14 protein-coding genes and 1 tRNA gene are annotated in these 14340 nt (G+C 50.7%); 10 read left to right on the top strand and 5 right to left on the bottom strand.

Features of this window, described 5'->3' with window-relative positions:
• Nucleotides 1–46 precede the first annotated feature (46 nt).
• Nucleotides 47–1003, bottom strand: coding sequence for a chemotaxis protein (locus ACO0LI_RS18820; protein ID WP_422952058.1), 957 nt, complete (start codon nucleotides 1001–1003; stop codon nucleotides 47–49).
• Nucleotides 1004–1069: 66 nt separating this feature from the next.
• Nucleotides 1070–2440, bottom strand: coding sequence for a nucleotide 5'-monophosphate nucleosidase PpnN (gene ppnN, locus ACO0LI_RS18815; protein ID WP_423034438.1), 1371 nt, complete (start codon nucleotides 2438–2440; stop codon nucleotides 1070–1072).
• 252 nt (nucleotides 2441–2692) lie between these two features.
• Here ppnN and ACO0LI_RS18810 point away from each other — a divergent pair.
• Together ACO0LI_RS18810 and ACO0LI_RS18805 are read left to right on the top strand one after the other, a co-directional pair.
• Nucleotides 2693–2769 (top strand) — tRNA-Met (locus ACO0LI_RS18810).
• A 144-nt stretch (nucleotides 2770–2913) separates the two neighbouring features.
• Nucleotides 2914–3138 (top strand): hypothetical protein, encoded by a 225-nt coding sequence (locus tag ACO0LI_RS18805; RefSeq protein WP_422952060.1) that lies wholly within the window; start codon nucleotides 2914–2916, stop codon nucleotides 3136–3138.
• 47 nt (nucleotides 3139–3185) lie between these two features.
• Here the strand turns inward: ACO0LI_RS18805 and ACO0LI_RS18800 are convergent, their stop codons facing one another.
• Nucleotides 3186–3983 carry a LytR/AlgR family response regulator transcription factor gene (locus tag ACO0LI_RS18800; RefSeq protein ID WP_423034436.1) on the bottom strand — a complete coding sequence of 266 codons (798 nt, stop codon included), beginning with the start codon at nucleotides 3981–3983 and terminating at the stop codon, nucleotides 3186–3188.
• Nucleotides 3983–5020 carry a sensor histidine kinase gene (locus ACO0LI_RS18795; RefSeq protein WP_423034434.1) on the bottom strand — a complete coding sequence of 346 codons (1038 nt, stop codon included), beginning with the start codon at nucleotides 5018–5020 and terminating at the stop codon, nucleotides 3983–3985. Before ACO0LI_RS18795 ends, ACO0LI_RS18800 begins: the two co-directional genes overlap by 1 nt.
• 198 nt (nucleotides 5021–5218) lie before the next feature.
• Here ACO0LI_RS18795 and argH point away from each other — a divergent pair, with 198 nt between their 5' ends.
• From argH to ACO0LI_RS18765, 6 genes are all read left to right on the top strand, one after another.
• Nucleotides 5219–6613, top strand: a complete 1395-nt coding sequence (argH, locus tag ACO0LI_RS18790) for an argininosuccinate lyase (protein ID WP_422952063.1) — start codon at nucleotides 5219–5221, stop codon at nucleotides 6611–6613.
• A 313-nt stretch (nucleotides 6614–6926) separates the two neighbouring features.
• The gene (locus ACO0LI_RS18785; protein ID WP_423034432.1) at nucleotides 6927–8075 is read left to right on the top strand and encodes an ABC transporter substrate-binding protein; all 1149 of its coding nucleotides are present in this window, start codon (nucleotides 6927–6929) and stop codon (nucleotides 8073–8075) included.
• Between the two features lie 153 nt (nucleotides 8076–8228).
• Complete coding sequence (locus ACO0LI_RS18780) at nucleotides 8229–9110, top strand: branched-chain amino acid ABC transporter permease (protein ID WP_162040954.1); 882 nt, start codon at nucleotides 8229–8231, stop codon at nucleotides 9108–9110.
• Nucleotides 9111–9114: 4 nt separating this feature from the next.
• Nucleotides 9115–9993, top strand: coding sequence for a branched-chain amino acid ABC transporter permease (locus tag ACO0LI_RS18775; RefSeq protein WP_423034429.1), 879 nt, complete (start codon nucleotides 9115–9117; stop codon nucleotides 9991–9993).
• On the top strand, nucleotides 9994–10755 hold the full coding sequence (locus tag ACO0LI_RS18770; protein WP_423034427.1) for an ABC transporter ATP-binding protein: 762 nt from the start codon (nucleotides 9994–9996) through the stop codon (nucleotides 10753–10755).
• Nucleotides 10752–11465, top strand: coding sequence for an ABC transporter ATP-binding protein (locus ACO0LI_RS18765; RefSeq protein WP_423034425.1), 714 nt, complete (start codon nucleotides 10752–10754; stop codon nucleotides 11463–11465). Before ACO0LI_RS18770 ends, ACO0LI_RS18765 begins: the two co-directional genes overlap by 4 nt.
• Before the next feature lie 70 nt (nucleotides 11466–11535).
• On the opposite strand, the gene pmbA is transcribed toward ACO0LI_RS18765, so the two are convergent.
• Nucleotides 11536–12888, bottom strand: coding sequence for a metalloprotease PmbA (gene pmbA / locus ACO0LI_RS18760; RefSeq protein WP_423034423.1), 1353 nt, complete (start codon nucleotides 12886–12888; stop codon nucleotides 11536–11538).
• 189 nt (nucleotides 12889–13077) lie between these two features.
• Here pmbA and yjgA point away from each other — a divergent pair, with 189 nt between their 5' ends.
• Together yjgA and mog are read left to right on the top strand one after the other, a co-directional pair.
• The gene (yjgA, locus tag ACO0LI_RS18755; protein WP_423034421.1) at nucleotides 13078–13692 is read left to right on the top strand and encodes a ribosome biogenesis factor YjgA; all 615 of its coding nucleotides are present in this window, start codon (nucleotides 13078–13080) and stop codon (nucleotides 13690–13692) included.
• Nucleotides 13673–14329 (top strand): molybdopterin adenylyltransferase, encoded by a 657-nt coding sequence (mog, locus tag ACO0LI_RS18750; protein WP_423034420.1) that lies wholly within the window; start codon nucleotides 13673–13675, stop codon nucleotides 14327–14329. The genes yjgA and mog overlap by 20 nt, the downstream gene beginning before the upstream one ends.
• Nucleotides 14330–14340 lie beyond the last annotated feature (11 nt).

Genomic DNA, 14340 nt, shown 5'->3' with positions numbered 1-14340 from the left:
GCACCCTTTTTTGCAAGCTTCAGTTTTCAGTTTCTACGGCAGTCTTTTATTTTGCCAATACAGACCGTATTGTAGCCGCCAGTTCTTCAGCCACGAATTTCGCAACATAGGCGTCGGCACCTACTGTCTTGATATGATCTTCATTGGTTGCGCCTGACAAGGATGAATGGATCACCACCGGCAAGAACTTGAAACGGTCATCGTTCTTGATTTTACGTGTCAGTGTGAAGCCATCCATTTCCGGCATTTCCAGGTCCGTCAGCACCATGGATACCTTGTCGCGCACGCCCTTGCCTTCGGCCTGGGCTGCGGTGGCAAGGGATTGTAATTTCTCCCAGGCTTCCTTGCCAGTCTTGGTCATGATGAACTGGGCACCCATGGCTGTCAGTGCCTGCTCGATCAAACCGCGGGCAACGGCTGAATCATCGGCTGCCAGAATGGCAGAGCCAGGTATCATCTGTAGCTTGGCGCCTATGGTATCTGGGTCTACATCCTTGGTATCAGATGGCGTAATCTGGCGCAAGATTTGCTCCACGTCCAGCACCTGGGCCAGGCGGGTGTCCTCTGTGTCACCATCGAGGCGGGCAATACTGGTGACCATGCCACCTGCCGCACTGTTTTCAGCCGACAAAACCTGATTCCAGTCCAGCCGTACGATCTCTTCGACCGATTCAACCGCAAAACCCTGAGTGGTGCGCGCATACTCAGTGACCAGCATGATGTTCAGGCCAGTTTTAGGCTTGAGCCCGACCACCGAAGGCAGGTCGATGACAGGAATAATCTGACCACGCAAATTGACCACACCCAGCATGTGGGGCATCGCGCCCGCCATACCAGTAATCGTCGGCATGGCGACTATCTCTCGTACCTTGAAAACATTAATGCCAAACAATTCTGACCTGTCACTATTGCCATCTGTCCCCAGACGGAACAGCAGCAATTCAAACTTGTTGGACGCTGTCAGATTGGTACGTTCATCGACTTCTTGCTGTACGGAACTCATGTCTGTTTTCCTCATCGTGATGGAACAGGGGATGCACCATTATCCTACTGTTTTACTGCAACGCAATTACTTTATAACACGGTAGCAAGGGGTATAAGCCTTACCAGGCAATTTCATGCGGTTTTGTGCAACAAAAGATGCCAGCAAGGTATCCATTGATGCCATTATTTCACTATCGCCGCGAATTTCAAAATGCCCATGTTTTTCTATCGCACGGATGCCCTGGTTTTTGACGTTGCCAGCCACCACACCTGAAAAAGCACGACGCAGATTTGCCGCGAGCAGATGCGTATCCTGATTCTTGTGCAAAGCCAAGTTGCGCATGTTTTCATGCGTGGGTTCAAACGGCTTCTGGAACTCTGCATCTATCTTCAGCAACCAGTTGAAATAATAGGCGTCGCCCTTGGCCTTGCGGAACTCACGCACTTCCTTGATACCAGCCTGCACTTCCTGTGCTACGCGCACAGGGTCATTGACGATGATCTTGTAGTTCTGCTGAGCCTCAGGGCCCAGCGTTGCAGCAATGAACTGATCTATCTGACGGAAATAATCTGCTGCACTTTCGGGCCCGGTAAAAATCAGGGGGAAAGGCAACTCGGCATTATCAGGATGCAGCAAGATACCCAGCAAGTACAAAATTTCTTCTGCCGTACCTGCACCACCAGGGAACACGATGACGGCATGGCCCATGCGCACAAAAGCCTCAAGGCGTTTTTCTATATCTGGCAAGATTACCAGGTCGTTGACGATAGGATTCGGCGCTTCGGCAGCGATAATACCCGGTTCGGTAATGCCTAAATAGCGGCCTGTGGTAATCCTTTGTTTGGCATGACCTATAGTGGCCCCCTTCATCGGGCCCTTCATGGCACCTGGACCACAGCCTGTACAGATATCCATGCCACGCAAACCCAGCTGATACCCTACATGCTTGGTGTAGTCGTATTCTTCGCTGGAAATCGAATGCCCGCCCCAGCACACCACCATATTAGGATTGACCTGAGGCTTGAGCAAATTGGCATTGCGCATGACGTGAAAAACCGCATCACTGATACCCTCAGTGGTCGCCAGATCAAACTTGCGGTCATCTTCGATCGCGGCCTTGATGAACAGAATGTCGCGCAAGACGGCAAACAAGTGTTCTTGTATACCTTTGATCATGACGCCATCCACAAAGGCACTGGCTGGTGCGCCCTTGACATCTAGCTTGATGCCGCGTTCGCGCTGGATGATGCTGATGTCAAAGCTCTTGTAACGCTCCAGCAATTCCTTGCCATCGTCGAGACCACTGCCGCAATTCAAGACCGCCAGTGCGCAACTGCGAAACACCTGGTACAAACCGCCATGACTATTGTCGAGCAATTGCACGACCTCGGCCTTGGACAAAACTTCCATACGGCCGCCTGGCGAAATTTGCGTGTCGATAACTTCGAATTCCATAACTGCTTTTTCACTCCTGAAAATAATTTGCGGCTGATGCCGGCAAGGCCAGCATCAGCGTGCTTCTCTATGCTTCCATTATGCATGCAATTTATTGCGCGGGTTCTATCAGCAGCACTATTTGCCACATTTGTATTGTGAAGAATGGCAAATTGCACTGTCGCCGGGCCGTCAATTTAAGACCGATATAAAAATATTTCTATAAATGATTGTATATAGCGCCTTCGCCATGTACAATTCGCCTCCTTCAGACGCGGGGTGGAGCAGTCTGGCAGCTCGTCGGGCTCATAACCCGAAGGTCGTAGGTTCAAATCCTGCCCCCGCAACCAAGTTTCTTTGTTCTGGTGCATTCGCACAAATTTACCGGGCACTATATTTCTTCTGGCAAGCAATTGCCAGGGGCGGTTTATTTTGCTTTTTCGCTTAAGCTTTACCAGGCATCGCCACACATCAACATTGATCAAGCTCAACTGATGAAAGACAATAAAGATCACGCTACCCTGGAATTACCCGGCTTTGGCGAACCAGCATTTTTATTGCCAGAAACCAGAAAACCAGTACCTGCCCCTCGTCAACGCGGCAAAAAACAAGAACAGCTTGAACTTTTGGAAGTGCTGGGCCCAACTGACCGCACCGGTCTGCCAGCCTGGGTGCATGATGACAACACAGACCTGACTGGCTTACCGGTCTGGCGCTGAGCGCAAATGAACGCAACTGGGCGCAACTGAGCACACAAAAACACAAATCAAACCCGCACCAGAGCTTTAATAACCGGCCACTGCCTGCGTGAAATTGGCAAACGTTCAGCGCATCCACTGACAATGATTTGCCAGGATTCAGATACTTTTTCCTGATTATTGTCAGCATCCACCACTTGCACTGCACGCTCTACGCCATTAATGGCGCTACGTGCGACCAGCGCATTCCTGTGCACCCTGACCAGCAAGTCCCCCAACTCCACCTCTATCGAAGTCAGCGACTCTTCCAGCAGATATTCACGTTGCGCTGTATGCAGGGTCACGTATTTTTGTTCTGCCTTCAAGAATAGCACCTCGGCTACCGGCACCAATAATATCCGCCCTCTTTCCAATACTGAAAAATGCTTGCGCCTGGGGCCGCTGGTATCCGTTGCCATGGTTTCAGGCAGGCGGCGTGCACCCTTCATTTTTTCACTGGCACGCACCAGCGCATCCACCAAACGACTGGCCCGCACCGGCTTCATCAGGTAATCAAGTGCATGCACCTCAAAAGCCTTGACGGCAAACTCATCATAGGCAGTCACAAAAATAATCGCTGGCGAACGCAGACTGGCCTGATGTTGTGCCAGATGCTGTGCGAGTTCTATGCCATTCATGCCCGGCATCTGGACGTCCAGCAAAACAATATCAGGTTGCAGATTGCTGATTTTTTCCAGCGCCAACATGGCATTCTCAGCTTCTCCAACCACCGTCACCGGGCATTCTGTCTCTATGTCTGACAATAGCGTCAACAGCCTTTGTCTTGCGGGTGCCTCATCATCAACAATCAGTATTCTTGGTGTCATCATCTCTTAGCCGGGAATTGCAACTTAACTTCAAAGTACGCATCTACTACGCCATATTGAATTTGCGCTTCGATATCATAAAGCAAACTTAGTCGCTGCCGTATGTTTTCCAGTGCCATCTGATTACCGGAAACCATATTTGCCTCTGCGTGATAGGGATTGCGAATGCGAATTTCCACCTTGTCCAACAGACGTCTTATCTCTACCGTGACAGTCGCTTGCTGCACCGATGGCTCAACGCCGTAATGAACTGCATTTTCAAGCAGGGGCTGCAATAGCAATGAAGGAATTTCTATCTCGGCCAACTCCTGGGGGGAAATTTTTTCTTTATCCCAGGTCACCTGCATACGTTCACCCAGGCGTATTTTTTCTATCGCCAGATATTGCTCGCACAAGCGTATTTCATCCTGCAAACTGGTGACATCGCGGGTATCGCGCATTAATACCCGGAACAGGTCTGAGAGATCTTCCAGCACCATTTCTGCGCGACGCGGCTCGGTGCGTATCAGCGACAAGGCGGTATTCAAGCTGTTGAACAAGAAATGTGGACGTATCCTCGCTTGCAATGCCTGCAGTTTGGCCTCACCCAACGCAGGTGAAAAAGCCCGGGTACGCAATTCAAAATACTGCTGATATGCCAGTGCCAGCAAACCAGTTGCGACCACAACAAACAGGGGATTTAGCTTGGGAAAGCTGGCCATTATCCAGTCTTGCATACGCAAATAAATCATCAGCAAGGCAGCGATTGCCGTTGGCAACATGCAACACAATACGCGCTGGAACCAGCCAGACATGTAATAACGCACAGAAAATCTGCGTAAATTACACAGGATCAGCAAGGAAAGCAGGCATATTGTCTCAATCAATGCCGCGCTTTCCAGAAAATTTTGCAACACGACACGCCACTCATCCCCTCTCGACCATAAAGCCAATAAGGTGATCAGATTCACACTGATCAGGATGCGCGAAAACACACCCAAATTACAACAATCCGGAATGAGCTGCTCACTTGCGCTGTTTTTCTTATCATTGGTCATTTTTAATTATCTTTAAACTCTTGGGGCAATTTCACTCCCGGTTTACAAGTAGTCATCAGCATTTTTGCCAGTAAATTAAGTGCTTAATTAGTCCAGTCCGGCTAGTCCTTTGGTATTTCCAAGGGTAATCAGGCGCAAAATCTGGGATAATCAAGGGAAATTCTCTCGCAAATGCAGCCAATATGGCAATAATTCACTATGACATCACAATTCAATAAAAAAAGCGAGGCATGGTCTGCCCGTTTCTCTGAACCTGTTTCCGATCTGGTCAAACGCTACACTGCCTCCGTCTTCTTTGACAACCGCATGGCTGCCTTTGATATTGAAGGTTCGCTGGCACATGCTGAAATGCTGCAAGCTCAAAATATCATCACAGCCCAGGACTATGCGGATATTCAACGCGGCATGGCACAGATCAAGTCCGAAATCGATAGCGGCAAGTTTGAATGGCTGCTGGACCTGGAAGATGTGCACCTGAATATAGAAAAACGCCTGACTGAACTGGTAGGCGATGCTGGCAAACGCCTGCACACTGGCCGTTCACGCAATGACCAGGTTGCCACCGATATCCGTCTGTACATGCGCAGCGCCATAGACAATATCCTCGGACTCTTGCAAGATTTCCGTCTGGCTCTGCTCGATCTGGCAGAAAAGAATGCGGATACGATACTGCCAGGCTTTACCCACATGCAAGTGGCCCAGCCCATCACTTTTGGTCATCACATACTTGCTTATGTAGAAATGTTTGGCCGCGATGCAGAACGTATGCAGGATTGCCGCAGGCGTGTGAATCGCCTACCGCTGGGTGCTGCTGCCCTGGCTGGCACAACCTTCCCTATCGACCGTGAACGCGTTGCCAAAACCCTGGGCTTTGATGAAGTTTGCTATAACTCGCTGGATGCCGTGTCTGACCGCGATTTCGCCATCGAATTCTGTGCTGCTGCTGCGCTGGTGATGACACATATCTCGCGTATGTCAGAAGAACTGGTAATCTGGATGAGCCCGCGCATAGGCTTCATCGATATCGCTGACCGTTTTTGCACAGGTTCTTCCATCATGCCGCAAAAGAAAAACCCTGACGTACCAGAACTGGCACGTGGCAAGACTGGCCGTGTGAATGGTCACCTGATCGCCCTGCTGACCCTGATGAAAGGCCAGCCACTGGCTTACAACAAGGATAATCAGGAAGATAAAGAACCCTTGTTTGATACGGTAGATACCGTTATCGATACCCTGCGTATTTTTGCCGACATGGCCGGTGGCATCACCGTCAAGCCAGAAGCCATGCGCGCCGCCGCCTTGCAGGGTTATGCGACAGCAACCGATCTGGCTGATTACCTGGTCAAGAAAGGCCTGCCTTTCCGTGATGCCCACGAAGCAGTGGCGCTGGCGGTACGCACTTGTGTAGAAAAAGGCTGCGACCTCAGCGATATGTCACTGGAAGAATTGCGCGCTTTTTCCAGCCTCATCAATGAAGACGTATTCCATGTGCTGACACTGGAAGGCTCAGTTGCCGCCCGCGACCACATAGGCGGCACCGCACCAAACCAGGTTAAAGCAGCGATTGCCCGTTTGCGCCTGAAACTGCAATAACAACAGTCTTTAACTGCATCTTCACAACTTGCCAGCCCACCTGCAAATGCAGGTGCTGGCATGTTTTCCATTGGTCAGCACTATATTTCCAGACCTGAAAATCACAGACTTCAGTAGTACTACTTAAGTAATCAATATTGCATCGCAGCATGGCGTTTTATTGCTGCTGAGGTTGTGAGCCCATACAATCCTCCGTGACAATCAATATCTAATAAATTTTGTTGGCCGCTTTGATAGCAATGCGCATGGATCAGATATATTTAATTCATGTTGCGGACCACAAAAACCAAAATGTACTTTTCAGGAGAACACAATGTCATACCGTCTTAAATTGTTAGCTGCTGCCACCTTCCTGGCCTATTCCACACTGAGCCAGGCTGCCGATATAAAAATCGGTGTTGCCGAAGCACTGACCGGCCCAGCCGCAAAATATGGCGTAGCGATCAAAAACGGCTTCACGCTGGCTGCCGATCAGATCAATGCCAAGGGTGGTGTGAACGGCAACAAAATACAATTGGTTGCTGAAGATGAGCAAGGTAAAAAAGAAGAAGCCATCAATGTCTTCAAGAAATTGTTGTTCCAGGAAAAAGTATTGATGATTTTTGGCCCTACCCTGTCGAACTCCGCCTTTGCCGCTGATCCGATTGCCAATGCCACCAAGACGGTCGTATTTGGCACCAGCAATACCGCTGATGGCATCACCAATATGGGGCCATTCACCTTCCGCAATTCCGTCATGGAAGCCGACGTATTGCCTGTGACTACGCGCGCAGCGGTTAAGCAATTCAATATCAAGAAAGTCGCCATCCTGTACGGCAACGATGATGCGTTTACCAAGAGCGGCTACGATGTTTTCAAAAGCGCACTGGCTGAACAAAAAATCCCCGTCACCGATACAGAAACCTACGCCAAAGGCGACGTGGATTTCAAGGCACAGCTGACCAAGATCAAGGCATCCAATCCTGATGCTATCGTTTGCTCCTGCCTGGCTGAAGAAGCGGCAAATATCATCCTGCAAACCCGCTCACTTGGTATGAAGCAGCCATTCGTCGGCGGTAATGGTTTCAATTCACCAAAACTGTTTGAAATCGCCAAAGACGCTGCTGACAATACCCTCATGGGCAGCCCATGGTCTGCTGAAAACCCTTCTGCTGCCAACAAGAGCTTCATGGCTGACTACAAGGCAAAATTTGGTTCCGATCCTGACCAGTTTGCAGCACAGGCATTTGACGCCATGCACATCGTTGCAGAAGCTTTGAAAAAAGTCAGCCTGAGCGGAAACCTTGAAAAAGACCGCCTGGCATTGCGCGATGCACTGCCAGCCGTAAAAATTGAGGGTGCCACTGGCAAATTCGCATTCCGCCGCGCAGCTGCCAAGGATGGCAAGGAAGCTGGCTATGATGCTCAGCAAGATGCCATCGTCAATATAGCCAAAGGCGGCAAATTTGTATTGCTGAAATAAATGTATAGCTGCCTCACGCCCCCGCTAAACTGGGGGCTGGGGCACTTGTTTTACGACTTCTCTTGCTGGGATAATTTTCATCCCATCTACATATGCTGATGGCCGGCCTGCATCTGCAAATGAAACGAAGCAATCCTCATCATCTGGATACCCATGCTGGCACAACAACTCATTAACGCCCTGACCCTGGGCAGCGTGTATGCGCTTTTCGCCCTGGGGTTCACGCTGGTGTTCGGCGTCCTTGGCGTCATCAATTTATCGCACGGCGCCATCTTCATGCTGGGCAGTTACATGGCCTTGCTGCTGGTCAGCTCATTCCAGATGTCTTTATGGATGGCGATGTTGCTGTCCATGCTGGCTTGCGGATTGCTGGGCGTGGTCGTCGATTTCCTGGTCTTGCGCCCTTTGCGTCAGCGCAATGCACCGCATCTGGCACCGATGATCGCCACCATAGGCGTAGCCATCATGATCACCAATATATCCCAGGGGATTTTTGGGGCAGAAAACAAACGCTTCCCGTTTGGCACCATCCCGGAAGAAAGCTTCAGCCTAGGCAATTTGCATCTGACGGCGGTGCAACTGGCGATTGTCGTGATTGCCTTTGTCCTCATGCTGGTGCTGCTGCAAGTCATGCGCCGCACGCAAATTGGCCGTGCCTTGCGGGCGATTGCAGAATCTCCTAAAGCCGCATACCTGCTCGGCATCAATGTCGAGGGTCTGTTCTTCCTGACTTCGTTTGCCGCAGCAGCACTGGGCGGCGCTGCTGGTGTGCTGGTCGGCCTGTCATTCAATGCGATCTCCCCTTTCATGGGACAACCCATGCTGCATAAGGGCATAGCTGTGATTATCCTGGGTGGCATGGGCGATATACGCGGTGCCATGATAGGTGGCTTGTTCCTGGGTTTTGCTGAAGTGATGAGTGTCGCTTATATATCCAGCGACTTCCGCGATGCGGTGGCTTTTGGCTTGCTGTTTATTATCTTGCTGGTACGCCCTTCCGGCATGTTCGGCAGAGTACTGGAAAGAAAGGCGTAAGAATATGCTTGAATGGTGGGATGGTTTTTGGGCTATTTATAGCACAGTCATATTTGGCATAGGTATCAATGCCATGCTGGCTCTTTCGATTTACCTGACCTTGTCTTGCGGCTTGCTGTCACTGGCCAATGCGGCATTCATGGGCATCGGTGCCTATACCGCTTCCATGATCAGCATGCAAACGGCATTACCCTTCCCGCTGGCATTGCTGGCAGGGGCGATCATGCCAGCAATTGTTGCGCTGATCATAGGCATACCTACGCTGCGTCTGTCTGGTGTTTACCTGGCCATGGCAACACTGGGCTTTGGTGAAGTGGTGCGTGTCATCGTCCTGAACATGGAAATTACCGGCGGCCCCATGGGCCTGAATGGCATCCCGCAAAAAACCGAATGGTGGCATATCGTGCTCTTGCTGGCAGCAATACTGTTCATCCTTGCCAGGATGCGACGCTCCAAGACAGGCCGTGCCTTTGAAGCGATCAAGGAAGATGAGATCGCCGCCCGGCTCATGGGTGTCAATGTCGGTGGCTACAAGCTGCTGGCCTTTGTCATGGGTGCATCCATCGCAGGCATTGCCGGTGGTTTGAATGCGCACTATACCTTCACGATAGGGCCAGGTAACTATGCATTTGAAAATGCAGTGGATATATTGACGATGGCAGTCTTTGGTGGCACCAGCAATCTGATAGGCCCGTTGATAGGCAGCAGCAGCCTGAGCCTGTTACCAGAATTCATGCACTCCCTCAAAGACTTCCGTCTGGCAGCCAATGGCCTGATCTTGATACTGGTCATCCTGTATTTACCCAAAGGTATCTGGGACCCGGCAAGAATCAGAAACTTTCGCAAAAAGTTAACATCGTCACGCTCCGGAAAGGTTAGCTAAATGCTGGAATTACGTTCTGTCAGTAAAAATTTTGGCGGCCTGCGGGTATTGCAGGATGTCAGCTTCACTATGCCACAAGGCAGTATCTACGGTTTGATTGGCCCCAATGGTGCCGGCAAAACCACCATCGTCAATCTGATTACCGGCCTGTTGCGCCCCAGCAGTGGCGAGTTGCGCTTCAATAACCATGACCTGACTACGGTCGCCAGCCACAAAATCACGCAACTGGGCGTTGCCCGCACATTTCAGAACATCCGTATTTTCAAGGAAATGAGCCTGCTGGAAAACGTTGTGGTAGGCATGCATGATCATCTCGACTATGGCGTAGCGAGCATGCTGTTCAATCTGAGTGCTTACAAAGACGCAGAAAGAAAAGCCAAAGAACGCGCGCATGAATTACTGTCATGGGTGAGACTGGACCATAAAGCACATATGCTGGCAGACAACCTGTCGTATGGTGAACAACGCAAACTGGAATTTGCCCGCGCCCTTGCCACCCAGCCAAAATTGCTGTTACTGGATGAACCGGTAGCTGGCATGAATCCGGCAGAAAAAACTGAACTGATGGCAGAAATCGTCAATATACGTAACCGCGGTTTTTCGATTTTCATGATAGAACACGACATGCGCTTTGTGATGGAGTTATGTGACCGCATAGCCGTACTCAATTTTGGCAAGATCATTGCAGAAGGCACACCCGAAGAAGTGCGCAACAACCCGGATGTCATTGAAGCTTACCTCGGCAAGGAGGACGCAGAATGACTCAAATCTTGCGCGTCCAGGACCTGCATGTCATGTATGGTCATATCGCAGCCGTCAAGGGTATCAGCCTGGCCATCAATACTGGGGAAATCACTGCCCTTGTTGGCGCCAACGGTGCGGGGAAAAGCACAACCCTGCTGGCGATTTCTGGCTTGCTGAAATCAGCATCTGGCAAAATTTTTCTGGAAGATGAAGAAATCAGCCAGACATCGCCCCACCATATCGTGCAAAAAGGTGTGGTACAGGTCGCAGAAGGTCGCGCCATACTGACCACGCTCACCGTCAGGGAAAATCTGGAGCTCGGTGCCTATACCCGCAAGGACAAGACACAGATAGGACAGGACATGGAATGGGTATACACCCTCTTCCCTGTATTAAAAAACCGTGCAACTGGCCTGGCGGGTAATTTGTCAGGTGGTGAACAGCAAATGCTGGCCATAGGCCGTGCTTTGATGGCAAAGCCCAAAGTGCTGCTGCTGGATGAACCTTCCATGGGGCTTGCCCCACTGGTAGTGCAAGAGATTTTCCGCATCCTCAAAGAAATCAATGCAACCGGCCTCAGTATCCTGCTGGTAGAACAAAACGTCAGGCAGGCGTTGAAAATCGCCAAGCATGGCTACGTGCTGGAAAATGGCAATATCGTTCTCAGCGACACAGGGGCCAACCTGCTCAGCAATCCCAAGGTCATAGAAGCTTACCTGGGCGCATAAGAAAAAAGACCATCGTACTGATGGTCTTTTTCTATACTGTTCATTACTAGCGCAACAATCTCAGTACCGATTAGCTACCGGCAATCGTCATGCTTTCTATGAGGATGGAACCCGTTTCTTTGGTACCGCGTACGAGGCTGTCATTACCAATAGCCACAATTTGCTGGAACATTTCACGCATATTGCCAGCAATGGTGATTTCTTCCACAGCATACTGAATGACGCCATTCTCTACCCAGTAGCCAGATGCACCGCGTGAATAATCACCTGTCACATAATTGACGCCCTGCCCCATCAACTCAGTCACCAGCAAGCCAGTGCCCATTTTTTTAAGCATGCCCACAAAATTGTCTGCGCGCTTGGTCGAACTGGATGTCAATGACAGATTGTGCGAACCACCGGCATTACCTGTCGTCTTCATGCCCAGTTTGCGGGCAGAATAAGTGGAGAGGAAATAGCCTTGCAAAACGCCGTCAGTGACGACATTGCGCTTTTGGGTCTTTACACCCTCATCATCAAATGGTGAAGAACCGACAGCGCCGATGACATGGGGGTCTTCTACCACCTGTATATGGGATGGGAAAATCTGCGTGCCCAACGAATCAAGCAAGAAAGTCGATTTACGGTACAAGGCACCACCAGAGGTAGCCTGCACCAGCGCACCCAGCAAACCGGCAGCTAGCGGTGCTTCAAACAAGACTGGGCATTTACGTGTGTCCAGCTGGCGCGCATTCAACTTGGCCAAGGCACGCTCGGCGGCGTAACGGCCTATCGCCTCTGGATTTGCCAGTTTTTTGGCACTACGCTGGGAAGAATACCAGTCATCCCTTTGCATTTTCGATCCGCGGCCCGCAATCGGTGCAACAGAAATGGTATGGCGGGAAATTGGGTAACCACCGATGAAACCACGCGAATTGGCAGCCACGAAATGCGATTGCTGGGCATGCACACTGGCACCCTCGCTATTGGTAATGCGCTTATCTACCGCAAAAGCAGCCGCCTCAGTGCGTTTTGCCAGCTCTATGGCTTCTTCAGCAGTGACCAGCCATGGATAGCACAGCTTAAGATCACGTGGTGCCATTTCCAGCAAATCTGCCTCTGGCAAGCCGGCGCAGTCATCTTCTGCTGTAAAACGGGCAATATTGTAGGCCGCATCGACGGAATCACGCAGGGCTTGCTCGGAAAAATCTGAAGTACTGGCATTGCCACGGCGTTGACCGATATACACCGTAATGCCTATGCCCTTGTCACGGTTTTGCTCTATGGTCTCAACTTTGCCCTTGCGCACGCTGATCGACAGGCCGCCACCTTCACTGATCTCCACTGCAGCATCCGATGCCCCTTTTTCACGGGCGAAACGCAACATATCCTGCGCGATTTGCTTTAACTGGTCTTGGGTATGGGTAAAAACTGGTTTGCTCATGGATGGGATTCTATGTTTGTCAATGCTAAATGACCAAATGGCCAAAGGGAAATATCCTAATTATTTACCTTGATTCACACCACATATGGGTCACTTATGGGTCAATCGCAGCTTGATTTTAGGTAATTCCAAGCTAAAAAGGGTATCATAGCAGCCGTTTCATTAAGTTAATAGTAAAGGCGCAGAATTATGCCAAATCCAAATCGCGGCTCATGTGGCTATCAGTCCAGTGAGTTCGAACCAGAATACGACCGTCCATCAAAATCCCAGTTGAAGCGCGAAATGACCGCCCTGCAAAAAATGGGACAAGAATTGGTCGAACAGGCGCGCGAACGCGTCAAACGCGTACCCATGCCAGAAGACGTGCGCGAAGCCATCCTGATTTGCCAGCAAATCAAGGATCATGAAGGCCGCCGCCGTCAGATGCAGTATGTAGGCAAAAAAATGCGTACCCTGGATGAGGAAGAAATTGCCCTGATCCAGAAAACCATCGACAGCTGGAAAGGTGCATCCAAGGCCGAGACTGCCGCCATGCACGCGCTGGAGCGTCGCCGCGATAAATTGCTGGCAGACGATAATGCGCTGACAGAGTTGATGGCAGAACACCCTCACCTCGACGTACAGCAATTGCGCACGATGATACGCAATGCCCGTAAAGAGCAGGCTGAAAACAAGCCACCGAAAGCTTACCGTGAAATCTTCCAGATTTTGAAAGATTTGCAAAAATCCAAAGCTGCAGCCAATGCGGACGAAGCGGATGATGCAAACCTCGATGAAGAAGACGATGAGTTTGATGACAAGTGAGTCTGGACAAATGACCGTAGCGGATGGCGAAAAACTCAAAATAGGCCTGGTATCAATCTCAGACCGCGCCTCTGCCGGCATTTATCAGGACCAGGGCTTGCCCGCATTGCAGGAATGGTTTGGCAAGGCACTGAGCAGCCCATGGGAGATGGTGACACGCCTGATCCCGGATGAACGCGCGGCCATCGAACAGGCCTTGATTGCTCTGGTAGATGAAGAGCAATGTCATCTCGTCATTACCACGGGTGGTACTGGCCCCTCCAGGCGCGATGTGACACCAGAAGCGACACTCGTAGTCGCCACCAAGGAAATGCCAGGTTTTGGTGAGCAAATGCGCCAGATCAGTCTGCAATTTGTGCCGACCGCCATCCTGTCACGGCAGGTAGCCGTAATACGCGAAACACCTGACCACGCAGCCTTGATACTGAACCTGCCAGGCCAGCCCAAATCCATCAAGGAAACCCTGGAAGGCTTGAAGGATGCTGAAGGCAAGCAAGTCGTTGCCGGTATTTTTGCGGCAGTACCCTATTGCATAGACTTGATAGGCGGCCCGTACATAGAGACAGATGACAGTATCTGCAAGGCTTTCCGCCCTAAAAACGCGATACACGCCAAGACTCCATCTGCCTCTGCCTGAACAGCAAACAT

The organism is Undibacterium sp. Tian12W (assembly GCF_049339405.1).
GTDB lineage: Bacteria > Pseudomonadota > Gammaproteobacteria > Burkholderiales > Burkholderiaceae_D > Undibacterium.
The sequence above is the reverse complement of the archived record's forward strand: the minus strand, read 5'-3'. Positions and strand labels throughout refer to the sequence as shown.

Excerpts from the sequence above, each read along its gene's own strand:
- ACO0LI_RS18780 (WP_162040954.1), top strand. The coding sequence starts at position 8,229 with ATGCTGGCACAACAACTCATTAACGCCCTGACCCTGGGCAGCGTGTAT.
- argH (WP_422952063.1), top strand. The coding sequence starts at position 5,219 with ATGACATCACAATTCAATAAAAAAAGCGAGGCATGGTCTGCCCGTTTC.
- mog (WP_423034420.1), top strand. The coding sequence starts at position 13,673 with ATGAGTTTGATGACAAGTGAGTCTGGACAAATGACCGTAGCGGATGGC.
- ACO0LI_RS18765 (WP_423034425.1), top strand. The coding sequence starts at position 10,752 with ATGACTCAAATCTTGCGCGTCCAGGACCTGCATGTCATGTATGGTCAT.
- ACO0LI_RS18800 (WP_423034436.1), bottom strand. The coding sequence starts at position 3,983 with ATGACACCAAGAATACTGATTGTTGATGATGAGGCACCCGCAAGACAA.
- ACO0LI_RS18770 (WP_423034427.1), top strand. The coding sequence starts at position 9,994 with ATGCTGGAATTACGTTCTGTCAGTAAAAATTTTGGCGGCCTGCGGGTA.
- yjgA (WP_423034421.1), top strand. The coding sequence starts at position 13,078 with ATGCCAAATCCAAATCGCGGCTCATGTGGCTATCAGTCCAGTGAGTTC.
- pmbA (WP_423034423.1), bottom strand. The coding sequence starts at position 12,888 with ATGAGCAAACCAGTTTTTACCCATACCCAAGACCAGTTAAAGCAAATC.
- ACO0LI_RS18795 (WP_423034434.1), bottom strand. The coding sequence starts at position 5,020 with ATGACCAATGATAAGAAAAACAGCGCAAGTGAGCAGCTCATTCCGGAT.
- ACO0LI_RS18785 (WP_423034432.1), top strand. The coding sequence starts at position 6,927 with ATGTCATACCGTCTTAAATTGTTAGCTGCTGCCACCTTCCTGGCCTAT.
- ACO0LI_RS18775 (WP_423034429.1), top strand. The coding sequence starts at position 9,115 with ATGCTTGAATGGTGGGATGGTTTTTGGGCTATTTATAGCACAGTCATA.
- ACO0LI_RS18805 (WP_422952060.1), top strand. The coding sequence starts at position 2,914 with ATGAAAGACAATAAAGATCACGCTACCCTGGAATTACCCGGCTTTGGC.
- ACO0LI_RS18820 (WP_422952058.1), bottom strand. The coding sequence starts at position 1,003 with ATGAGTTCCGTACAGCAAGAAGTCGATGAACGTACCAATCTGACAGCG.
- ppnN (WP_423034438.1), bottom strand. The coding sequence starts at position 2,440 with ATGGAATTCGAAGTTATCGACACGCAAATTTCGCCAGGCGGCCGTATG.